This window comes from Luteimonas sp. A277 (genome assembly GCF_054052045.1).
This window is the reverse complement of record NZ_JBSVRG010000006.1, coordinates 72,268-93,262: the sequence shown is the minus strand read 5'-3', so window position 1 is coordinate 93,262 and position 20,995 is coordinate 72,268. Positions and strand designations below refer to the sequence as shown.

The 20,995-nt window shown below is 65.4% G+C and carries 21 protein-coding genes; 16 read left to right on the top strand and 5 right to left on the bottom strand.

Annotation, left to right across the window (positions count from 1 at the left end):
• Both rnpA and rpmH read right to left on the bottom strand, forming a co-directional pair.
• Nucleotides 1–429 (bottom strand): ribonuclease P protein component, encoded by a 429-nt coding sequence (gene rnpA, locus ACW7G2_RS07425; protein ID WP_456974299.1) that lies wholly within the window; start codon nt 427–429, stop codon nt 1–3.
• Nucleotides 430–491: 62 nt separating this feature from the next.
• Nucleotides 492–632 (bottom strand): 50S ribosomal protein L34, encoded by a 141-nt coding sequence (gene rpmH, locus ACW7G2_RS07420; RefSeq protein WP_456974297.1) that lies wholly within the window; start codon nt 630–632, stop codon nt 492–494.
• Between the two features lie 226 nt (nt 633–858).
• On the opposite strand from rpmH, the gene dnaA reads away from it, so the two are divergent.
• From dnaA to ACW7G2_RS07370, 10 genes are all read left to right on the top strand, one after another.
• Nucleotides 859–2,175 (top strand): chromosomal replication initiator protein DnaA, encoded by a 1,317-nt coding sequence (dnaA, locus tag ACW7G2_RS07415; RefSeq protein ID WP_456974295.1) that lies wholly within the window; start codon nt 859–861, stop codon nt 2,173–2,175.
• 260 nt (nt 2,176–2,435) lie between these two features.
• On the top strand, nt 2,436–3,536 hold the full coding sequence (dnaN, locus tag ACW7G2_RS07410; RefSeq protein ID WP_456974293.1) for a DNA polymerase III subunit beta: 1,101 nt from the start codon (nt 2,436–2,438) through the stop codon (nt 3,534–3,536).
• Nucleotides 3,537–3,621: 85 nt separating this feature from the next.
• Nucleotides 3,622–4,701, top strand: a complete 1,080-nt coding sequence (gene recF, locus ACW7G2_RS07405; protein WP_456974291.1) for a DNA replication/repair protein RecF — start codon at nt 3,622–3,624, stop codon at nt 4,699–4,701.
• A 133-nt stretch (nt 4,702–4,834) separates the two neighbouring features.
• Nucleotides 4,835–7,297 carry a DNA topoisomerase (ATP-hydrolyzing) subunit B gene (gyrB, locus tag ACW7G2_RS07400; protein ID WP_456974289.1) on the top strand — a complete coding sequence of 821 codons (2,463 nt, stop codon included), beginning with the start codon at nt 4,835–4,837 and terminating at the stop codon, nt 7,295–7,297.
• 118 nt (nt 7,298–7,415) lie between these two features.
• Nucleotides 7,416–8,219, top strand: a complete 804-nt coding sequence (locus tag ACW7G2_RS07395) for a M48 family metallopeptidase (RefSeq protein ID WP_456974287.1) — start codon at nt 7,416–7,418, stop codon at nt 8,217–8,219.
• A 112-nt stretch (nt 8,220–8,331) separates the two neighbouring features.
• Nucleotides 8,332–9,546, top strand: coding sequence for a tetratricopeptide repeat protein (locus ACW7G2_RS07390; RefSeq protein WP_456974285.1), 1,215 nt, complete (start codon nt 8,332–8,334; stop codon nt 9,544–9,546).
• Nucleotides 9,547–9,705: 159 nt separating this feature from the next.
• Nucleotides 9,706–10,368 (top strand): energy transducer TonB, encoded by a 663-nt coding sequence (locus ACW7G2_RS07385; RefSeq protein ID WP_456974283.1) that lies wholly within the window; start codon nt 9,706–9,708, stop codon nt 10,366–10,368.
• A gap of 84 nt (nt 10,369–10,452) precedes the next feature.
• Nucleotides 10,453–11,220 (top strand): MotA/TolQ/ExbB proton channel family protein, encoded by a 768-nt coding sequence (locus ACW7G2_RS07380; RefSeq protein ID WP_456974281.1) that lies wholly within the window; start codon nt 10,453–10,455, stop codon nt 11,218–11,220.
• 26 nt (nt 11,221–11,246) lie between these two features.
• Nucleotides 11,247–11,663, top strand: a complete 417-nt coding sequence (locus ACW7G2_RS07375; RefSeq protein ID WP_456974279.1) for an ExbD/TolR family protein — start codon at nt 11,247–11,249, stop codon at nt 11,661–11,663.
• Nucleotides 11,664–11,678: 15 nt separating this feature from the next.
• Nucleotides 11,679–12,092, top strand: coding sequence for an ExbD/TolR family protein (locus ACW7G2_RS07370; RefSeq protein WP_456974277.1), 414 nt, complete (start codon nt 11,679–11,681; stop codon nt 12,090–12,092).
• Between the two features lie 145 nt (nt 12,093–12,237).
• Here the strand turns inward: ACW7G2_RS07370 and ACW7G2_RS07365 are convergent, their stop codons facing one another.
• From ACW7G2_RS07365 to cls, 3 genes are all read right to left on the bottom strand, one after another.
• Nucleotides 12,238–12,990: a pyridoxine 5'-phosphate synthase gene (locus ACW7G2_RS07365; RefSeq protein ID WP_456974275.1), complete on the bottom strand. Its 753-nt coding sequence runs from the start codon at nt 12,988–12,990 to the stop codon at nt 12,238–12,240.
• A gap of 30 nt (nt 12,991–13,020) precedes the next feature.
• Nucleotides 13,021–13,290: a hypothetical protein gene (locus tag ACW7G2_RS07360; protein ID WP_456974273.1), complete on the bottom strand. Its 270-nt coding sequence runs from the start codon at nt 13,288–13,290 to the stop codon at nt 13,021–13,023.
• Nucleotides 13,291–13,383: 93 nt separating this feature from the next.
• Nucleotides 13,384–14,832 carry a cardiolipin synthase gene (gene cls, locus ACW7G2_RS07355; protein WP_456974271.1) on the bottom strand — a complete coding sequence of 483 codons (1,449 nt, stop codon included), beginning with the start codon at nt 14,830–14,832 and terminating at the stop codon, nt 13,384–13,386.
• 322 nt (nt 14,833–15,154) lie between these two features.
• On the opposite strand from cls, the gene ACW7G2_RS07350 reads away from it, so the two are divergent.
• The 6 genes from ACW7G2_RS07350 (at nt 15,155) to ACW7G2_RS07325 (ending at nt 20,995) form a co-directional block, all read left to right on the top strand.
• Complete coding sequence (locus ACW7G2_RS07350; protein ID WP_456974269.1) at nt 15,155–15,661, top strand: hypothetical protein; 507 nt, start codon at nt 15,155–15,157, stop codon at nt 15,659–15,661.
• A 2-nt stretch (nt 15,662–15,663) separates the two neighbouring features.
• A complete protein-coding gene (locus ACW7G2_RS07345) occupies nt 15,664–16,311 on the top strand; it encodes a hypothetical protein (protein WP_456974267.1) in 648 nt (215 codons plus the stop codon).
• Nucleotides 16,312–16,339: 28 nt separating this feature from the next.
• Nucleotides 16,340–17,905 (top strand): adhesin, encoded by a 1,566-nt coding sequence (locus ACW7G2_RS07340; RefSeq protein WP_456974265.1) that lies wholly within the window; start codon nt 16,340–16,342, stop codon nt 17,903–17,905.
• Between the two features lie 133 nt (nt 17,906–18,038).
• The gene (locus tag ACW7G2_RS07335) at nt 18,039–18,779 is read left to right on the top strand and encodes a C39 family peptidase (protein WP_456974263.1); all 741 of its coding nucleotides are present in this window, start codon (nt 18,039–18,041) and stop codon (nt 18,777–18,779) included.
• A gap of 12 nt (nt 18,780–18,791) precedes the next feature.
• A complete protein-coding gene (locus tag ACW7G2_RS07330) occupies nt 18,792–19,559 on the top strand; it encodes a hypothetical protein (RefSeq protein ID WP_456974261.1) in 768 nt (255 codons plus the stop codon).
• Between the two features lie 107 nt (nt 19,560–19,666).
• Nucleotides 19,667–20,995 carry a hypothetical protein gene (locus ACW7G2_RS07325; RefSeq protein ID WP_456974259.1) on the top strand — a complete coding sequence of 443 codons (1,329 nt, stop codon included), beginning with the start codon at nt 19,667–19,669 and terminating at the stop codon, nt 20,993–20,995.

The window sequence follows — 20,995 nt, the reverse complement described above, 5'->3', positions numbered from 1 at the left end:
TTATTCGCCGGAACGAGCCGGCGCGGGTGATCGGGGGGATACGGATGCAGCAGAATCGCCGGGCATTGTGACGCCCATGGACGGGGCGGGCAACGCGCCGGCACGCTGCAGCACGGCCCGCAGGCCCTCGCGCAGCTCGGCACCAGTGGCGGTGGCGGCGGCCCGACGGGCTACGACAACGTAGCTGCCGGCGCGCAACAGGGGGCGCAGCAGGCGGAACTGTTCACGCAGCTGGCGCTTGATACGGTTGCGACCCACCGCGTTCGGATCAACCTTGCGCGACACGGCCAGGCCCAGCCGCGGCGCTTCGCCGTCACTGTGCCAGTGCAGGGCCATCAGGGGCGACGCGGTGCGTCGGCTGTCGGCGAACACGCGGTCAAAATGCGCTCGCGCACGGACGCGCGCCTGCCTCGGAAAGGCAGCGCTCATTGCAGACACGGTCTGGATCGGCGCGGGGACCGCTGGATGGCGGCCGCCCGCAACGCGCGGCCTCAGGCCGACAGGCGCCGACGGCCCTTGGCGCGGCGACGGGCCAAGATCTTGCGGCCGTCCGCAGTCTTCATGCGGGCACGGAAGCCGTGGTCGCGCTTGCGCTTGATGTTGCTGGGCTGGAAAGTGCGCTTGGTAGCCATTTCTAAGGTTTCTCGTGCGGGGGCGCGGCGTTACGCTGCGCTAAACGAACCAGCGATGATAGCGCCGGCCCAGGCAGGCAGTCAACTCGGGGGCGGGGACTGGATGCGCGACCCCGGGGGCGGTGGTAGGCTGCGGCTTCCGCGCCCATCCGGTTGCCCCTGGTCACCGACCCGGGGCAGTGCCGTGGACGGCGCCTGCCCAGCAAGACGCATCATACATTCACACATGGAAGCTTGGCCCCGCTGCCTTGAACGTCTGGAAGCCGAACTGCCGGCCGAAGACATCCACACCTGGCTCAGACCCCTGCAGGCGACGCGCCGTGACAACACCATGGTGTTGTACGCGCCCAACGCATTCGTGCGCGACGAGGTCCGCTCGCGCTACCTGGAACGCATCCGCGAATTGCTCGGCCATTTCGGCGGCAACGACGATGTGTCGCTGGAAATCGGCTCGATGCCGCGGCCCAGCGTCCCGGTGCAGCAGACGCTGGCCGTTTCTGCGCCGACGGGCCCGGTGTTTCACGGCAACCTGGACAGCCACTACTCGTTCGACAACTTCGTCGAGGGCCGCAGCAACCAGCTGGGCCGTGCCGCGGCCTGGCACGCGGCTGAAAACCCGGGCGACCGCGCCCACAACCCGCTGCTGCTCTATGGAAGCACCGGACTGGGCAAGACCCACCTTATGTTCGCCGCGGGCAACCGGATGCGCGAGATCAATCCTTCCGTCCGCGTGCTGTACCTGCGCTCGGACCAGTTTTTCAACGCCATGATGCGGGCCCTGCAGGAAAGGGCGATGGATGCATTCAAGCGGCAGTTCCATGAAGTGGACGCGCTGCTGATCGACGACATCCAGTTTTTCGCCGGCAAGGAACGCACCCAGGAAGAATTCTTCCACACCTTCAATGCGCTGTTCGAGGGCCGCCAGCAGATCATCATGACCTGCGACCGGTTCCCGCGGGAGGTGGAGGGCCTTGAGCCACGGCTGAAGTCGCGCCTGGCCTCCGGGCTGTCGGTGGCGATTGATCCGCCGGACTTCGAGACCCGGGCCCAGATCGTGCTGTCCAAGGCGCAGGAGCGCGGAGCCCAGATCCCCGAGGACGTGGCCTTCCTTATTGCCAAGCGCATGCGCTCCAACGTGCGCGACCTGGAAGGGGCACTCAACACCCTGGCGGCAAGGGCAAACTTCACCGGCCGCGCCATCACCGCCGAGTTCGCCCAGGAAACCCTGCGCGATCTGCTGCGCTCGCAGATGCAGAGCGTCAGCATCGGCAACATCCAGAAGACCGTGGCGGACTACTACGGCCTGCAGATGAAGGATCTGCTGTCCAAGCGGCGCACCCGGATGCTGGCCCGCCCCCGCCAGGTGGCGATGGCCCTGTCCAAGGAGCTGACCGAGCACAGCCTGCCCGAGATCGGCGATGCCTTTGCCGGTCGCGACCACACCACCGTGCTGCACGCCTGCCGCCAGATCCGCAAGCTGATGGAAACCGACGGCAAGCTGCGCGAGGATTGGGATAAATTGATCCGGAAACTGAGTGAATAAGTGCCTTTTTAGCGCCCCGGAACACGTGGATGACAAAGTCGGGGGCAAGCTGTGGACAAGTCTGGGATAATTTACCGGCGCCAAAGTTGTCCACAGGTTGCACTCACCATCCAGGGCAAGTTGTACACCTGGTTGTTACTGCAAAATTCACGTTACAAATCAACAACTTGAAGTAGTTATCAAGCGTTTTCGGCGACACCACCACCACCAGCTTTTGATTCTTATACTAAAACTGGTAGAGCCTAGGGGAACCCACCGGCATGCGTTTCAGCCTCCAGCGCGAAGTCTTTCTCAAGCCACTGACCCAGGTGGTCAACGTCGTCGAGCGTCGGCAGACCCTGCCGGTGCTGGCCAACCTCCTGGCCCAGGTCCAGGACGGGCAGCTGTCCTTGACCGGGACCGACCTGGAAGTGGAAATGGTTGCCCGCACCCTGGTCGACGATGCCGAGGACGGGGAAGTCACGATTCCGGCGCGCAAGCTGTTCGAAATCGTTCGAGCCCTGCCCGACGGCAGCAAGGTCACGGTCAGCCAGGCCGGCGACAAGATCACCGTGCAGGCGGGCCGCAGCCGGTTCAGCCTGGCCAGCCTGTCCGCCAATGATTTCCCGGCGATTGACGAAGTCGAGACCACCGAGCGGATCCGGGTGCCCGAAGCGGCGCTGAAGGAGCTGATCGAACGGACCTCGTTCGCCATGGCCCAGCAGGACGTGCGCTACTATCTCAACGGGCTGCTGTTCGATCTTGGCGAAGACCGGCTGCGCTGCGTGGCGACCGACGGTCACCGCCTGGCCCTGTGTGAGGCGCCACTGGAGTCCAACGTTTCCAGCAAGCGCCAGATCATCCTGCCGCGCAAGGGCGTGACCGAGCTGCAACGGCTGCTGGAGGGCGGCGACCGCGAGCTGGAGCTGGAGCTGGACCGCAGCCACCTGCGGGTCAAACGCGACGATGTGACCTTCACCAGCAAGCTGATCGACGGCCGCTTCCCCGATTACGCGGCGGTGATTCCGATTGGTGCCGACCGCGAAGTGCGCGTGAACCGCGAAGTCCTGCGCGCCGCGCTGCAGCGTGCCGCCATCCTGTCGAACGAGAAGTACCGCGGCGTACGGGTGGAAGTGTCCCCGGGGCAGCTCAAGATCAGCGCGCACAACCCCGAGCAGGAAGAGGCCCAGGAAGAGATCGAGGCCGAAACCACGGTCGACGATCTGGCAGTGGGTTTCAACGTGAACTACCTGCTGGACGCGCTGGGCGCCTTGCGTGACGAGGAGGTGGTGCTGCAGCTTCGCGACGCAAACTCATCCGCACTGGTGCGGGAGGCGAGCAGTGAGAAATGCCGGCATGTGGTGATGCCGCTGCGTTTGTGACAGGCGCCATGTTCCACGTGAAACAAAAACGCCCGGCCCAGTCCGGGCGTTTTTCTCCCTGGACATTGCCCAGCCGGGGGATCCGATGCGGGTGAGCCGGCTGCGGATCAGCGATCTGCGACGCCTGGAGCAGGTGGAGCTCGAACCGGCCCCCGGGCTCAATTTGTTGCTGGGGGACAACGGCGCTGGCAAGACCAGCGTGCTGGAAGCGCTGCACCTGATGGCGTACGGCCGCAGCTTCCGCGGGCGAGTGCGTGATGGGTTGATCCGGACTGGCGCAGAGGCTCTGGAAATCTACGTCGAATGGTCACAGGACAGCGCGCAGCGCGACCGTCGGGCAGGGTTGCGCCATTCCGGTAGCAGCTGGGAGGGCCGTCTGGACGGGCAGGGGGTTGTCCAGCTTGGGGAACTCTGTGCCGCGCTGCAGGTGGTGACCTTCGAGCCCGGCAGCCATGCCCTGGTCGGCGGCAGCGGAGATCCGCGGCGCCGGTTCATGGATTGGGGATTGTTCCACGTGGAACCCGGGTTCCTTCCGCTGTGGCGGCGCTATGCCCGGGCCTTGAGGCAGCGCAATGCGCTGCTGAAGCAAGGGGCGCCGTCTGACCAGCTGGACGTCTGGGATCTGGAGCTGGTGACGGCCGGAGAGGGGCTGACGGACTTTCGCGAGGCCTACCTGCAGAGCCTGCAGGACGTGCTGGCGGCCACCTCTGCGCAGATTGCACCGATGCTCGGGCACGCCGGGCTGCAATTTCTCCCCGGATGGAAGAGGGAAAGCATGTCCCTGGCCGACGCGCTGCTGCTGGCCCGGGACAGGGATCGGATGTTGGGACATACCAGCACCGGACCTCATCGTGCGGATTGGCGGGTGGCTTTCGCGTCGATGCAGCATGACGAGGCCCTGTCGCGCGGTCAGGCCAAGCTCGCCGCGCTGTCTTGTCTTTTGTCCCAGGCCCGGCATCTGGCGGATCAGCTGGGCGAGTGGCCGGTAGTGGCGCTGGACGACATGGCGTCCGAACTTGATGCGGGTCACCGCGCCCGGGTGCTGGCAACTCTGGCGGAAAGCGGCGCGCAGGTCTTCGTGACGGGGACTGACGCGCCCGAAGCGCCTGTCGGGCAGCCGGTGCGTGTGTTCCACGTGGAACACGGCAGGATCAGCGGGGCCTGATCGCTGCACCGACCCGCTCAGGGGGCAGGGCGGGGCAAATGCTATAATTCATCGGTTGAGCCCCTTGTTAGCGCTGGGCGGGCTCTCGTGCGTTGCAAACGCGCTGGAGCTTCCAGCCAACCCGGATACATGAATGACTGACACCACTCCCGATACGCCGGAAGTCGATAACGCTTCCTACGATTCCAGCCGGATCACCGTGCTGCGCGGCCTTGAAGCCGTGCGCAAGCGGCCCGGCATGTATATCGGCGACGTGCATGACGGCACCGGCCTGCACCACATGGTGTTCGAGGTGGTCGACAACGCTGTCGACGAGGCGCTGGCCGGGCATGCTGACGAAATCGTGGCCACGATCCACCAGGACGGCTCGGTTTCGGTGTCGGACAACGGCCGCGGCATTCCCGTTGACGTGCACAAGGAAGAAGGGGTTTCCGCCGCCGAGGTCATCATGACCGTGCTGCACGCGGGCGGTAAGTTCGACGACAACAGCTACAAAGTGTCTGGCGGCCTGCACGGCGTCGGCGTTTCGGTGGTCAATGCGCTGTCCGAGCATCTGTCGCTCGACATCTGGCGCGATGGTGAGCATTACCGCCAGGAATACCGGCACGGCGAACCCCAGTATCCGCTCAAGGCGGTAGGGCCGGCCGATGGCCGACGCGGCACGGTGCTGCGCTTCAAGCCGTCCACCGACATGTTCACCAACACCGAGTTCCAGTACGAAATCCTCGCCCGGCGCCTGCGCGAGCTGTCATTCCTGAACTCGGGCGTGCGCATCACCCTGGTGGACGAGCGCGGAGATGATGACGGCAACGAGCGCAGGGATACGTTCGAATACGAAGGCGGCATCCGCTCCTTTGTCGAACACCTGGCCCAGCTCAAGACCCCGCTGCATCCGAACGTGATCGCGGTGTCCGGCGAGCAGAACGGGATCGTGGTGGAAGTGGCCCTGCAGTGGACCGATTCCTATCAGGAAACGATGTACTGCTTCACCAACAACATCCCGCAGAAGGACGGCGGTACCCACCTGCAGGGTTTCCGTGCCGCGCTGACGCGCACCCTGACCAACTACATCGAGCAGAACGGCGTCGCCCGCCAAGCCAAGGTGCAGCTGTCGGGCGACGACATGCGCGAGGGCATGATCGCGGTGCTGTCGGTTAAGGTCCCCGACCCCAGCTTCTCGTCGCAGACCAAGGAAAAGCTGGTCTCATCGGACGTGAGACCGGCGGTGGAGCAGACCTTTGGCGCCCGCCTCGAAGAATTCCTCCAGGAAAACCCCAACGAAGCCAAGGCCATCACCGAGAAGGCGGTGGACGCTGCCCGCGCCCGCGAGGCCGCACGCAAGGCCCGTGATCTGACCCGACGCAAGGGCGCGCTGGATATCGCCGGCCTGCCGGGCAAGCTGGCCGACTGCCAGGAGAAGGATCCGGCCCTGTCCGAATTGTTCATCGTCGAGGGTGACTCCGCTGGCGGTTCGGCCAAGCAGGGCCGCAACCGCAAGAACCAGGCGGTGCTGCCGCTGCGCGGCAAGATCCTCAACGTCGAGCGCGCCCGCTTCGACCGCATGCTGTCTTCCGACCAGGTTGGCACGCTGATCACGGCGCTGGGCACCGGCATCGGCAAGGACGACTACGATCCGGACAAGCTGCGCTACCACAAGATCATCATCATGACCGACGCGGACGTGGACGGCGCCCACATCCGCACCCTGCTGCTGACCTTCTTCTACCGGCAGATGCCGGAGCTGATCGAGCGCGGCCACGTCTACATCGGCCTGCCGCCGCTGTACAAGGTCAAGCAGGGCAAGAACGAGCTCTACATGAAGGACGACGCGGCGCTCAACGCCTATCTGGCGTCCAATGCGGTCGAGGGCGCTTCGCTGGTGCCGGCCGAGGGCGAGCCGCCGATCGAAGGCCAGGCGCTGGAAAACCTGCTACTGGTCTACGCCCGGGCCCAGGAAGCGATCGCCCGCAACGCGCACCGCCACGATCCGGCACTGATCGAGGCGCTGATCGACTTCACCCCGTTGGATCCGGAAATCGTCATCGAGAACATCGACGAGCGCCATGAGCTCGATGCCCTTGCTGCACGCCTGAACCAGAGCGGTGCGGGCAGGCCGGTGTATACGCTGGACCTGCAGACCGATGCCGACGGTCGGCCCGTGGCCCTGGTGGGCACGCGCCGCCACATGGGCATGGAGCAGCGCCATGTGTTGCCGCTGGCAGTGCTGGAAAGCGGTGAACTGAAGCCGGTGCGTGACGCGGCCGAGTTGCTGCACGGGTTGATCCGCGAAGGGGCCATGATCCTGCGCGGCAATCGGACCCAATCAGTGACCAACTTCGCCCAGGCCCATGCCTGGCTGATGGACGAGGCCAAGCGCGGTCGGCAGATCCAGCGCTTCAAGGGCCTGGGTGAGATGAATCCCGAGCAGCTGTGGGACACCACGGTCAACCCCGACACCCGCCGCCTGCTGCAGGTGCGGATCGAGGACGCAGTGGGCGCCGACCAGATCTTCAGCATCCTGATGGGCGATGTGGTGGAGCCGCGCCGCGAATTCATCGAAGACAACGCGCTGAAGGTTTCGAACCTGGACGTCTGACCGGACTTTGCCCGGCCGGCCTTCCCTGGCCGGTCGCGGGCACTGTTTACATATTCTTCAGCCCGAGCCGACTACAACGGCTTCAAAGCACTCCGGTACAAGGACAGGGAACACACCCATGAAGAAGCTTCTCCTGGCGCTGGCCGTCGCCCTGGTGGCCGTCGCTTGCGCCACCACCACCTCGCCTACCGGCCGCACCCAGTACGTGGGCGCGGTGTCGCAGGATCAGCTCAACCAGCTTGGCGCCCAGGCTTTCACCCAGATGAAGAACGAACAGCGCGTGGCCGGCGGCCAGCAGAGCAGCTATCTCACCTGCGTGGTCAACGCGCTGGTGCGGGAACTGCCGGCCGACCAGCGCCAGATTGCCTGGGAGGCTGCGGTGTTCGTCGATGACAGCCCCAATGCCTTCGCCCTGCCCGGTGGCAAGGTCGGCGTGAACACGGGTCTGTTCACCGTGGCCCGTGACCAGCACCAGCTGGCGGCGGTGGTTGCCCATGAGATCGGCCACGTCACTGCCCGCCATCACGACGAGCGCATCACCCGCCAGTACGGCGCCGCCGGTGCGCTGCAGGTGGTCGGCGGGCTGCTGGGTGCACGCTATGGCGAGGGCATTGGCAATGCCGCGATGCAGGGCGGCAGTATTGCGGCCCAGGCAGGCTTCCTGCTGCCTGGTTCGCGTGCGCAGGAAACCGAGGCCGACGTGGTTGGACAGGACCTGATGGCCCGCGCCGGCTTTGATCCGCGCAAGGCCGTCGACCTGTGGCAGAACATGATTTCCGCCGGTGGCAGCCGGCCGCCCGAGTGGCTGTCCACCCATCCCAACCCCGAGGCGCGCATCGGCGAACTGCAGGCCCGTGCCTCCGGTCTCGTGCCCGTCTATGAGCAGGCCCGCAGTTCCGGACGCAGGCCCGCCTGCGGCTGATCAGCGCTCTTTTCCCCGTGTCGGCTGCTGTTCCTGAGCCGGTCATGTGCCAGAATCCCGTTTTCCGATGTGTCCGGGCACCCGGATGTCGTCCAGAGATAAAGGTAACTTCATGAAATCCATCACCCATGCTCCCGCCCTGATTGCACTGGCCGTTGCCGCGGCGCTCGCCGGCGGGACCGCCGCACACGCGAAGGCAGCCACTTCGCCCGTCATGACCGAAGCTGCCGCCGATGAGTGCCAACGCAGCAGGCGTGGATCCAGCGCCAAGCAGGAAATCGAAGAGCGTTACCCGAATGCTACGCGCGAGGCGCCCGGCGAAACCGCCTCCACCCGGATGTCGCAGCGGCTGAACCGCCTCAACTCCGCGATGCAGGATGATGACTACGCCAAGGTCATCGAGCATGCCGAGGACATCCTTGGCCAGGAGCGGGCAAATGATTACGACAGGGCGTTCGCCGCCCAGATGGCAGGCCATGCGGCGTACAACACCGATGACATCGAGGCTGCCAAGCGCTATATCGCCCAGGCCATCGAGCTCGACGCGCTCGACAACAACAACCATTTCCAGACCATGTTGATGCTGGCCCAGCTGCACGCCCAGGATGAGGAGACCGAGCAGAGCCTGGCCTTGCTGGACCGCTACTTCGCCGAGTCGGGCAGCACCGACACGAATGATCTTGTCCTGCGTGGGCAGCTGCTCTACCAGGCGGAGCGTTTCGACGAAGCCATTCCCGTGCTGCGCCAGGCCATCGACACCGCCGAAGCCCCACAGGCGAGCTGGACCCAGCTCCTGATGGCGGCCTATGCAGAAACGGGCCGCGACGCCGAGGCGACTGCCCTGGCCGAGCAGATTGCTGCCGACGCACCCGATGACAAGCGTTCGCAGATCAACCTGGCCGGCATGTACATGCAGGCCGACGAGAATGAGAAGGCGATCGAGGTGATGGAGCGGCTGCGTGCCAGCGGCCAGCTCACCGAAGATCGCGAGTACCGCAATCTGATGGCCCTGCACCTGAACTCCGACGGCGGCGAAGCGGCAGCTATTGCGGTGATCAACGACGGCCTTGAGAAGGGCGTGCTGGAAAGCAACCACCAGACTTACCTTGCGCTGGCGCAGGCGCACTACTTTTCCGATCAGGTGGAACCGGCGATCGAGGCCTACCGCAAGGCTGCTCCGCTGGACAGCAGCGGGGAGACCTACCTCAACCTGGCACGCGTGCTGTACGGAGAGGGCCGCGAAGCCGAGGCGGTTGATGCCGCCAGGCAGGCGCTGGAGAAAGGCGTGAGGCGTCCGGAAGATGCGCAGCGCATCATCGGAAACTGATCTGTTCGTGCTTTCGCATGTGCCAATCGTTGCCCCATTTCGGTTGGTAACGCGTAACAGGATTGGTATAGACTTGGAATTTCCCGTTGGCAAAACGCAACGGGATTTCCGAACCACCAGAACCGGGCCGCACGTCCGGATAGACTCGAGTTTTTCCGCATGACGCAACGCTTGCCGAGCAACGAGACGGGCCAGGACCCAGGCCTGGATTGGGCGCGCATCGCCGGCTTCACCATGGTGATCACCTTCCACGTGGCAGCCGTGCTGCTGCTCCTGGCTCCCGTCAATCCTCCCGCCGCCGAGGCGGAACGGGATGACGTGACCCAGGTCGTGATCATCGAACCGCCGCCGCCGCCACCCCCGCCACCGCCGCCGCCGCCGGAAGAGGAACGGCCGCCGGAGATCAAGGAACTGTCGCCGCCGCAGCCTTCGCCGCTGCCGCCGCCGCCGGATGATCCGCCGGTGGTCTTCGACACCCCTTCGCCGATGGACACGCCCGCGCCGCCGCCGACCCCGCCTGCGCCGCCCGCGCCGCCGACGGCCATCGAGGCCAGCGTTGACGTGTCGTCGCGAGCCATGAATCCGCCGCGCTACCCGCCGGCAGCGCTGCGTTCGGGCATTACCGGTACGGTAATCCTGATTATCAGCGTCGATGCTCAGGGCAACGTCACCGATGTCGAGGTCGAACGCTCCAGCCGTAACCGTGACCTTGACCGTGCGGCCATCCAGGCGGCACGCAAGTGGCGCTTCAACGCGGCCCAGGTCGATGGTGTTGCAGCTGCCGGGCGCGTGCGCGTTCCGGTTGACTTCAACCTCGACTGATCGCGTGCTCCACTGCTTCCACAAGATTCATCAGTTCCAATCCCGATTCACCAACTCCACCTTCAACATTCAAAGGTAAGCGTCATGCTGCAGGAAACCACCAACGCCCCTACCGGAGCCGCCGACAGCGCCGCAGCGCTGCAGCAGATGGGCTTCGCCGACATGATCCAGCACTTGGACATCGTCGGCTGGTCGGCTCTGATCACCCTTCTCGTCATGTCCGCGCTTTCGATCTACTGGATCATCTTCAACCTGATCAAGAACCAGCGCCTCAAAGGCAGTTCCGACCGCGTGGTCCGCACGTTCTGGGAAACCCCGAACGCGCAGGACGCAATCCGCTACATGGAAGAACAGCGTCCGAGCGAGCCGTTCTCCAAGGTCGCCCTTGATGCTGCCCAGGCGGCTGCACACCACCAGCGCCACGAAGGCTCGCGCCTGGTCGAGTCGCTGACCCGCTCCGAGTACGTGGACCGCGCGCTGCGTCAGGCCGTTGTGCGTGAATCGCTGCGTCTCGAGTCCGGTCTGACCCTGCTGGCCACCGTGGGTTCGATCGCTCCGTTCGTTGGTCTGCTCGGTACGGTGTGGGGCATCTATCGCGCCCTGATCCGCATCGGCGCCAGCGGCCAGGCGGACATCGGCGCGGTGGCCGGTCCGGTGGGTGAGGCGCTGATCATGACCGCGATCGGTCTGGGCGTGGCAATTCCGGCGGTGCTTGGCTACAACTTCTTCAACCGCGGCAACCGGATGCTCAACAACAAGCTCGATACCTTCGCCCATGACCTGCACGACTTCTTTGCGATCGGTTCGCGCGTGGGTGATGTTTCCGCCCCGGCACCTGCAAAGAAGGCTTGATCCGGACAGACTGAGGGAGGCCGCATATGTCCTACAGTGCCAACCAAGGTGGCGGCGAGCCGATGGCGGCGATGAACGTCGTGCCGCTGGTCGACGTGATGCTGGTGCTGCTCATCATCTTCATGGTGACAGCACCCCTGATGGCACATCGGGTTGAAGTCGAGTTGCCCCGTGCCGATCTGGAAGACCGCCCCGACCAGGCACCGCCTGCGCCGCCGATCACCATCGCAGTGAAGGAAAACGGCGATATCTTCCTCAATGACCAGCCGGTCACACGCGAGTTGCTGGAAAGCGCGCTTTCGGTGGAGGCGCAGAAGACGCCGCAGCCACCGGTCAACGTGCGCGGCGACCGCACCACCCCGTATCGCACGATCAACGAGGTGGTGACCATTGCGCAGGCCCAGGGCATGCGCAAGGTCGGCTTTGTCGCCACACGCGAGTAACAACGGAGATCCACGATGGCGTTCAGTTCCAACTCCAGCGACGGCCCAATGGCTGAAATCAACATCATTCCGCTTGCGGACGTGATGCTGGTTCTGCTGATCATCTTCATGGTGACCGCGCCGCAGCTGTCTTACCCCATCGATATCGACCTGCCGCAGCGCTCCGAGACGCCACCGGAGCAGCGGCTTGACCCGCCGGAGCCAATCCGGCTGCGGATCGATGGTGCGGGTCAGGTGTTCTGGAATGACAGTCCAACGCCGGTGACCGCCCTGCGCAACATGATGGAAGCCGAGGTCCAGCGCGATCCGGGCAATCAGCCGACGTTGGAGATCGACGCCGCAGAGGATTCGGAATATGGAATCCTGGCCAAGGTCCTGGCTGAAGCCAAGAACGCGCAGATGCTGAAGATCGGCTTCGTCAAGAAGTAAGGCCAAGAAACAGGGCCAAGAAACAGAGGTGTTCCCGGTACGCCGTTGCCTGCAGCGCGGCGTACCGGACAACAGCCGCAAAGTTGAACGCCGCCCAATGGGCGGCGTTTTTTTGTCGTGCCTTCAATGTCTGTACCGTCAGTCCTCAGACCGCGACTATTTTCCGATAGTTTGACACCGTGGTGGCCAAGCCCTGGTAGAGGGCTTCGCTGATCAGCGCATGACCGATCGAGACCTCAAGCACGCCGGGTACCGCGGCCAGGAATTCACCCAGGTTGTCCTGGCTCAGGTCATGGCCGGCGTTGACGCCCAGCCCGGCGTCCTGCGCACGACTGGCTGCAGCAATGAACATCGGCAGCGCCGTGGAGGCCTCCCCGCGTGCGTGGGCTTCGGCAAAGGGACCGGTGTAGAGCTCGATCCGGTCGGCGCCGATTGCCGCCGCGCGGGTCAGGCTCAAGCCGGTGTCGGCATCTGCAAACAGGCTGACCCGGCAGCCCATGTCCCTGAGGGCCGTAATCGGCTGGCGAAGCCGTTCGGCATCGGCGGCCAGATCGAAACCATGATCGGAGGTGAGCTGCTCATCTCCATCCGGAACCAGGGTCGCCTGATGGGGTTGGGCCCGTTCGCACAGCGGCAGGAAACCCGGATAGCCCGCCCGCGCAGGGGCGAAGGGATTGCCTTCCAGGTTGAACTCCACGCCGCGTTCCCGGCACAGACGGGCCAGCTTCAGCACATCGTCGGTGCGGGCGTGGCGCGCATCGGGGCGGGCATGCAGGGTCAGGCCGTGGGCGCCGGCATCCAGACAGGTCACCGCCGCGCGCAGGATGTCGGGTTCGCCGCCGCCGCGCGAGTTGCGTAGCAGGGCAACCTTGTTGAGGTTCACGCTGAGTCTGGTCATGAAAAGCGGCTTCCCGGCCAAGGTGTTCGGTCAGCGGTCAGCGGCCGATGTGCGATCGGCCACGGACCCAGACGCACGGCGGGCCTCGGCCTGTTCGCGCAGTCGGCGCAGCTCCTGCGGGTCGATCATCATCGTCTCGTCCCTTGAGCGCGTACCGACCCTTTGTGCAACCAGGCCCATCACCCAGATCACCATCAGCACCAGCGCCACCAGGATGCAAATGACGGCGAGCGCCATCGAGGTAGTGGTCATTGCAATTGCAAATGCGGCGATTGCCAGCAGCAGGAACAGCCAGGGCATGGGGTGTTTTCCTCCTTGAACGGGAACAGTCTAACGCCTTGGCCGCGCCCGGGAAGCCGCCCGGTCCATGGAACCAGCCGTCCGTCCCGGATCCTAGAGCAGCGGTGACAGCAGTCTGGCCAGTGCCTCGGGCAGGAGTTCACGAAACAGCGGTCGTCCTTCGGCACGCTGGACCACGGGCGCATTTTCGAATTCGCCTTGCAGGTGCCGCTGAAGCTTGGCGGCCAGGTTGGTGTCATCAAGCAGTGCCGAGACCTCGAAGTTGAGGCGGAAGCTGCGGTGATCGAAGTTGGCGCTGCCAAGCACTACCAGGTGGTCATCCACCAGCAGGGCCTTGGTATGCAGCATGCGCGGGCCGTACTCGTGCACCTTCACCCCGGCCTTGATCAGGGTGTCGAAATACGAGCGCGCGGCCAGGGTGACCAGGCGGCTGTCGGAGCGCTTGGGAACCAGCAGTCGCACGTCCAGTCCGGCCAGGGCGGCGGAGGTCAGCGCCATCATTGCCGCCTCGCCTGGCACGAAGTAGGGGGTGGCCAGCCATACCCGCCGCTGCGCGCCGTGGATCGCGCCCACGTGCAGGCGGTGAATGGCTTCCCAGGAAGAATCAGGTCCTGAGGTGAGGATCTGGGTGCGGATGGTCCCGAGCTCATCTGGGCGGGGAGTCTGCCGATGGATTTCATCAACACAGGCATCTTCGCCGGTGGCGTAGATCCAGTCCTCCACGAACACACGCTGCAGGCGCAGCACCGCTTCGCCCTCCAGCCGCAGGTGCAGGTCGCGGAACGCGTCATCATTATGGCGCTCATCATGATCGTCGCTGATGTTGACGCTGCCGGTGTAGCCGATCCGACCGTCGATGACCACGATCTTGCGGTGCGAGCGCATGTTCAGCCACGGGCGCTGCCAGACGCGGCCGAACTTGGGCGGATGGAACCACGCCAGCTCGCCCCCGGCTTCGACAAAATCGGTGAAGAAGCGCCGCGACCGGCTGCCGCCGACCGCGTCGATCAGCAGCCGCACCTTGACCCCGGCGCGCACCCGCTCGGTGAGCGCATCACGCAGCGCCGTGCCCGCATGGTCCGGGTGGTAGATGTAGTACTCAAGATGGATGTGGGTGGTGGCCGCGCGCACGTCGTCCAGCAGCGCGTCGTAGGTGGCACAGCCATCCACCAGCAAGCGCACGCTGTGGGCAAGGCTGCGGGGCAGCCCGGTGCTGGCTTCGGCCAGGCGGGTCAGCTCCGCGGCATCGCTGGATTCTCCGGTGTAATCGGCATCTCCGGTCATCCGTGCCCGGCTGGTTTCCCGCCGCAGCTGATGGCGGCGGATCCGCTGCGGGCCGAACACGTGGTAGATCAGGAACCCGAGATAGGGCAGCAGGGCCAGGCCCAGCAGCCAGCTCAGCGTCGCTACCGGCTCGCGCTTCTGCAGGATGATCCACCCGCCCAGCAGCAGCAGATAGGCCAGCCAGCCGAATACCAGCACCAGGACCAGGCCACTGCCGGAGGCGAGCAGCTCCCAGCCACGCTGCAGCAGTTCGGACATGTCCCACATCCTTCGACAGGCGCCGAGCCGGCGCTTTTACAGGCTAACCCGAGCGCGGCGGTTGCCGAACCCACGGGTGTCCACGGCACTGTAACGCCCGAGGTCGCGGGTGTAACACCGGTGTTACACCCCGCTGGAGGGTGAAATCCGCGCCGTTGCGGGAGATTGCACCGGCAACGCGCCCGCAGCTGCCAAGTAGCTGTTACACCCTGGCAGGCAAAGCTGATTGGCCATGAATGCAAGTCATTGAATTGATTGGGTAAAAACAGTTGGCACGGGGCCTGCGTAGTCACTGTCCGCTACCACTGCGAGCGTGTGCCCCATGACCAGACAATCTTCTTTCCTCCTGCTCACAGCACTGACCGCGCTGATGCTGGCGCCTGTCACTGCGCAGGCGGCCGGGTCACGTACAGGCGTCCATCCCCAACACGGGGAAATGGTGCTGCTGCGGAACGTCAATGCGCGCCCTGCGTACCGTCCGGCCCCGCCCAGCGTGGCCCTGATCGTTGATCCCAGGCCCAGCCGTGAGCTGCACGCCGGCCTGGGCACCGGGGAAATGAGCGATGCGGATTTCGCGGCGATTTCCTCCGGCCACAGCCTCGGCCCGGCGCGTCCGGCGTCGGGCATCGACGGCACGGTGAACAATGCAATCAGCGTCGGCCTGGGCACCGGTCAGGTGCAGCACTCCGGCGCCGTGGGCGGAAGTGTCGGCGGTGCGCTTTCGGGCCCGCTGGGGACAGTAGGCACGACCACCCGGGGCATTGGCAGCCACGTGACCGGGGCCATGTCGCAGTTCCCGCTCGGCAAAAGCGGCCCGGGCGGACCATGACCATGGGCCGTCTCGTGGGGATCGCAGTGCTTGTGATCGGCTTGCCGCTGCTCGCGGCGACACCCGCGCATGCACAGCAAGCGGACGACTACGCGGACATGCTCCAGTACCTGGCGCAGACCCGCCTTGAAGACAACGCCTTGGCGGGCGCCAGCGGCGCGATCGCGGTCAACATCGCCGCCGGCGATCTCAACCAGCAGGCGAACCTGCGCAGCATCGCGATTGGCGAGCTTGCCCAGGCGTCTGCCACTGCGCTCCAGCGCAGCCAGGGCGACGGGGGCACCGCCCCCAACCATGCCATCGCCGTCATTACCGGCAACGTCCTCCAGGGCGCCGGCGGCCTGGCATCAATCAATCAGGCCAGCGGCACCGGCAATGCGGAACTTAACGCAGTGACGGTGGCGCTGGCACAACGAGGCATACGTGAAACCCCCGACGCGATGTTGGCGTCGGCGGACTTCGCGTCGGCAGGAGTGCAAGCCATCCCCGAACCAGGGGCCGCAAGAACGCATACCCGTGAGGTGGGCGTCGAGGGGTCCGCCTTGCAGGGGTTCGATGGGGTTCTGCAGCTCAACCAGGCCGCGGGTGTCGCCAATTTCACGGAGAACAGGCTTCTGATCTCCGTACAAGGCGCCGGCCCCGGCATTTGATCCAGAGAGAGTTCAACAGGAGACAACCATGAAAGGCAATCTGAAGATGACTGCACTTGCAGTCGCCGTCGCGACCTTCGCGATGGGCACCGCTGCGGCGCAGGTCGCGCCGCCAGAGGTCATTACCACGGTGGACACCGACATCGCCATCTTCGGCGACATTGAAGCCGTGGGTGAAGTGGCCGTTGGCGGTGAATTGCTCGTCGGTGGCGACGTCACCCTCGACTACGATTACGACTACAACGACAACCTCAACCGCAATGTCGTCGTCAACGACACCACCAACTCGACCGTCAACGAGACCGTCACCTCCGACGTCAGCGAGTTCTTCACTTCCGACGTCAGCGAATTCGTCAGCAGCGACATCAGCGAGACCGTCATCTCAAACGTGGAGACCAACGAGGTCACCTCCAACATCGTGCGCAACGAGTTCGGCCGTACCGACATCCGCGGCGAGCGCGACGAGCACGGCGTGAGCGTCAACATCGACAAGTCGATCTCGCTCAACTCGGACATCTCCTTCACCGGCGAGCCGACCATCACCGGCGAGATCGACCTGGATTCGGCCGCCATCGCGTTGGTCGACAATCGCCAATCCAACACCGAAAACGTTGGCCTGAACGACATGCTGACCAACGACGCATCGATCGGTGACGATGTAGGTACCGCGGCTTCGGGCAACCTGCAGTTCAACGTCGCCGCCGGCGACAACAACGTGCAGGACAACGCCGCCGCGCTGGCCGCCGCCGACGCGGGCTTCTCGTTCGGCCTGGCCGACGCCGAAATCTTCGTCAACCAGTACGGCGCCGGCAACGCCACCGTCAACATGGGCGTGACCAACAGCGCCAGCCTGGGCAACAACGCCTTCAGCGACGCGTCGGGCAACATCGGCGCCAACATCGCGTCGGGCAACAACAACATGCAGAAGAACGCGATGGCATCCTCGGTTGCCACCGCCGCCTATGCGCAGGCTTCGGTCAGCTCCAACCAGATCTCCACCGGCAACGTCGTATCCAACACCGGCGTGATGGAAGAGCTGACCGACACGATTGACATCACCCTGAGCGGCACGGTGAGCGGCGAGACCAGCGGTTCGGTCACCGGCACCTACGAGGGTTCCGCATTGGGCGGCTACGCAGGCACCGGAAATTCCTACCAGAGCAGCAACTTCTACGCTGACATGTGGGAAGGCGAGGAGCATCCGGCAGGCGACGCGATCGGCCATGCCGACTTCGACTCCGAAAGCCAGGGTGCAGTGGCCAATCCGTTCCGGGACGGTGTCGGCGGCCTGGGCTTCGACAACGTCGAGGAAGGCGAGTACGCAGGCACCGAGTCCGGCACGCTGTCGTTCGATGAGCTGTCCTTCAGCGACCTGCAGGCCAGCCTGGCCGGCACCGTGACGACGACCCAGTGGATCGTGCGCGATGCGACCAACACGGCGACGCTGTCCGACAACGCGTTTGCCAACGCCTCGGGCAACATCGGCGTCAACCTGGCTGCCGGCAGCGGCAACATGCAGGCCAACAGCCTGTCCATGGCCGTTGCCCAGCCGGGTGCCAACGGTGGCAATGGTGGCAATGGTGGCCCCGAGTAAACAACGCCTGACGGCGTAAAGAGGTTTCCCGGTCCTTCCCCTGTGACCGGGATGCAACGGAAGCCCCGCTCCGCCTCCCCCGCGGAGCGGGGCCTCCATCTCGGACATCCAACGTAGAGACGGGAAGACCAGGATGACGAATACCTTGCCGCACTGGACCAGGACCTGGCGCCAGACGGCGCGACGGGCCGCGGCGATCTTGGCCCTGGTCGGATTGGCAGCCCTCCCGGGCGTGCATGCGGCGGACATCCAGTTCGCCGGCGTATTGCCCAACGGGGCGCTGTTTACCAAGCCGGTCGAAAGCATGACCGAGGGCCGGTTCCGGCACGTGGTGCGCCAGTACACCGACTACAGCTGCGGAGCCGCGGCGCTAGCCACCATCCTGCGCTACGCCTACCGGCTCGATGCCGACGAGGCGACAGTGATCGAAGGCATGATGATGGTCTCCGATCCCGAAATCGTCCGCGAGCGTGGTTTTTCGCTGCTGGACATCAAACAGTACGTCGAATCCCTGGGCATGCGCGGACGCGGCTACCGGGTGGATGAGGAGCGGCTGCGCAGCCTGCGGGTGCCTGCGATCGTGCTGATGGACGTGGCCGGGTTCCGGCATTTCGTGGTTCTCAAGCAGGTCCAGAGCGAGACCGTGGAGATCGGCGACCCGATGCTGGGCAACCGCAGCGTCCCGCTCGATGAATTCATGGCCGGGTGGCCGTCGCGGGCCGTGTTTGTCGTGATAGGCAGTGACTTTGACCGCAATACCGTGCTGCTGGACCCACCTTCGCGCGCTAGCGCCAAGGCCCTGTATGCACGTCAGGGACCGTTGACCGATGCCGAATTGCTTGATTTCGGCTTCACCCATGCGGACCTGTTCTGACGGAGCTGTGAAATGAACACAATCCATTCGCTGGGCCGTGCGCTGCTGCTGGGAGCGATGCTGTGCAGCGCGCCGGCGCTGGCCGAGCAGGCCCCGGCCCCCACGGCCCGGGGACTGACCGAGATTCCCGACCCGGAACTTGACCTGATGCGCGGCCGCTTCATCGCCGGCGACAACAAGGTGCTGTGGTTCGGGGTGTCGATGATTTCCAGCTGGCAGACGGGTTCCGGGCAGATGCTGCAGGGACGGCTCGACATCGGCTTTGATTTCAGCGACGGCCAGCCGGTGGTGAGCTTCAGCCCCAACGTGGTGCTGACCGACGAACACGCGCCGATGCCTGTGCCGTCCGGCCAGCGCAGCGTGGACAGCGCCGGTCTGGCCAACGTCTCCGGCCTGGTCCAGGGCGTGCAGGTGGCCGGTGACGGCAACGCCGCCAGCAACCTGACCTCGCTGACGCTGCGTGACGGCGAGGGTCCGGTGGCCAATGCCGGGGGCGCGCCCGCGGGCGGGATCAGCCAGAGTGCCGGAGCGGCCTCGGCAAGCGTCCAGTTCGACGGCAACACTGCCGGCGTGCTGCTCGCAGTCGAGGGTCACGGCGCGGTCGAACAATGGATCCGCGCGGGCAGCATGGGCCAGAGCATCCGCCTGACCAGCGACGGCCAGTCGGTCAGCAATCGGCTGCATCTGGATATGGTGCGCGAATCGCTGCCGGCGACCGCGATGCTCAACCAGAACGTCGCCCAGGCGCTGGTGACCACGCGCGGAATCGGCGGTCTCTGATGCGACTCGGGGGAGAGCATCAGGGACAGGGACGTCGGGTTGTGCGCAGGGGCAGCGACCCGCGTCCAACGCCGTTGGCATGGGCGCTGGCCGCCGCACTGGCGTGCGTGGCAACGCCCGTTGTCGCCCAGGTGGAGCCGCCGCCGGGCCAGGCGCAACCGACGGGGATGGCCCTGAGTGCAGAAGAACGGGAAGAAGTGGCGCGCATGATGCAGGAACTGGCGGCGCTCAAGGCCGCCTATTCCCAGGAAGTACGGCGATTGCGCGAGCTGGACATGCAGATGCAGGCGCTGCAGGCGCGCATCACCGGGCGCGCACCGGCCACCCAGGCGGCCCCGCCAGCGCAGGCGGAGGCGGCGGTCGCCCCACCCCCACCCCCGCCACCGGCCACCGCGCAGGCGCCGGCCGCGGCAGCGCCGCCGGATTCCGGCTATGCGAGTACTGCCGAGGACGCCGCGCGCGCGCGCGAAGAAGAGGCCCGCAGCGTGTCCGACGTGCGCCAGCAGCAGCAGGCGCTGTTCAACCAGCGACTGGTGATCGACAGTGGCATCAGCTACAACCGCTACGACCGCAAGCAGCTCACCCTCAACGGCTTCCTGGCCCTGGACGCCATCTTCCTGGGCAATATCGCGATCGAGAACGTCGAATCCGACACCGCCACCTACAACCTGGGTGCGCGCTGGGGTGTGTCGCCGCGACTGACGTTGAACCTGGACGTGCCGTGGATCTGGCGGCGCACCGTCTACCAGAAGGGCGGTGCAGGCGGCGCTGCGGCGGTCATCGCGCAGGCGCACACCAGCGGATCGGGCCTGGGTGACATCACCGCCAGCGCCAACTACAAGCTGTTCTCCGAACGCGGGCTGGTGCCCGAGACCGTGCTCACCATGGGGGTCACCGCCCCCACCGGGCGCGAGCCGTACGGGATTCCGTGGCGGGTGCTGGAGCGTGACGAGGACGACTTCATCCGTTTCGCGGTCCCCGAGGAGCAGCCGACCGGCAACGGCGTGTGGCAGGCGTCGGCCAATCTGTCCGCGGTCAAGGCCACCGAGCCGGCGATCCTGTTCGGCAGCATTGGCTACACGCACGCGTTCGCCGCCAGCTTCGACGACCTCGACAACAATCCGGCCACGGTCAATCCGGGCGACGTCAGGCTCGGCCACGCGTTCACCCTGGGTGCCGGCGTGGCGTTCGCCTTCAACGAGCGCACCAGCCTGAGCATTGCCTACAACAACCGGTTCAACGCCCGTGCGCGCACCCGCTATGAGGGCGGTGAATGGGTGAAGCTGATCGGCTCCGATGGCAACGCCGCCACCCTGAGCCTGGGCGTGACCCACGCGCTCAGCCCGCAGGCCACGTTCGTGGGCATGCTCGGCATCGGCCTGACTCCCGACGCGCCTGACTTCAGTCTCAACTTCAAGATCCCCTACACCCTGTAG

Coding starts and splice junctions, on each gene's coding strand:
- ACW7G2_RS07350 (WP_456974269.1), top strand. CDS start 15,155: ATGACCAGACAATCTTCTTTCCTCCTGCTCACAGCACTGACCGCGCTG.
- dnaA (WP_456974295.1), top strand. CDS start 859: ATGGAAGCTTGGCCCCGCTGCCTTGAACGTCTGGAAGCCGAACTGCCG.
- ACW7G2_RS07360 (WP_456974273.1), bottom strand. CDS start 13,290: ATGCCCTGGCTGTTCCTGCTGCTGGCAATCGCCGCATTTGCAATTGCA.
- ACW7G2_RS07385 (WP_456974283.1), top strand. CDS start 9,706: ATGACGCAACGCTTGCCGAGCAACGAGACGGGCCAGGACCCAGGCCTG.
- rnpA (WP_456974299.1), bottom strand. CDS start 429: ATGAGCGCTGCCTTTCCGAGGCAGGCGCGCGTCCGTGCGCGAGCGCAT.
- ACW7G2_RS07395 (WP_456974287.1), top strand. CDS start 7,416: ATGAAGAAGCTTCTCCTGGCGCTGGCCGTCGCCCTGGTGGCCGTCGCT.
- ACW7G2_RS07375 (WP_456974279.1), top strand. CDS start 11,247: ATGTCCTACAGTGCCAACCAAGGTGGCGGCGAGCCGATGGCGGCGATG.
- ACW7G2_RS07370 (WP_456974277.1), top strand. CDS start 11,679: ATGGCGTTCAGTTCCAACTCCAGCGACGGCCCAATGGCTGAAATCAAC.
- ACW7G2_RS07330 (WP_456974261.1), top strand. CDS start 18,792: ATGAACACAATCCATTCGCTGGGCCGTGCGCTGCTGCTGGGAGCGATG.
- recF (WP_456974291.1), top strand. CDS start 3,622: ATGCGGGTGAGCCGGCTGCGGATCAGCGATCTGCGACGCCTGGAGCAG.
- gyrB (WP_456974289.1), top strand. CDS start 4,835: ATGACTGACACCACTCCCGATACGCCGGAAGTCGATAACGCTTCCTAC.
- cls (WP_456974271.1), bottom strand. CDS start 14,832: ATGTCCGAACTGCTGCAGCGTGGCTGGGAGCTGCTCGCCTCCGGCAGT.
- rpmH (WP_456974297.1), bottom strand. CDS start 632: ATGGCTACCAAGCGCACTTTCCAGCCCAGCAACATCAAGCGCAAGCGC.
- ACW7G2_RS07335 (WP_456974263.1), top strand. CDS start 18,039: ATGACGAATACCTTGCCGCACTGGACCAGGACCTGGCGCCAGACGGCG.
- ACW7G2_RS07365 (WP_456974275.1), bottom strand. CDS start 12,990: ATGACCAGACTCAGCGTGAACCTCAACAAGGTTGCCCTGCTACGCAAC.
- dnaN (WP_456974293.1), top strand. CDS start 2,436: ATGCGTTTCAGCCTCCAGCGCGAAGTCTTTCTCAAGCCACTGACCCAG.
- ACW7G2_RS07345 (WP_456974267.1), top strand. CDS start 15,664: ATGGGCCGTCTCGTGGGGATCGCAGTGCTTGTGATCGGCTTGCCGCTG.
- ACW7G2_RS07390 (WP_456974285.1), top strand. CDS start 8,332: ATGAAATCCATCACCCATGCTCCCGCCCTGATTGCACTGGCCGTTGCC.
- ACW7G2_RS07340 (WP_456974265.1), top strand. CDS start 16,340: ATGAAAGGCAATCTGAAGATGACTGCACTTGCAGTCGCCGTCGCGACC.
- ACW7G2_RS07380 (WP_456974281.1), top strand. CDS start 10,453: ATGCTGCAGGAAACCACCAACGCCCCTACCGGAGCCGCCGACAGCGCC.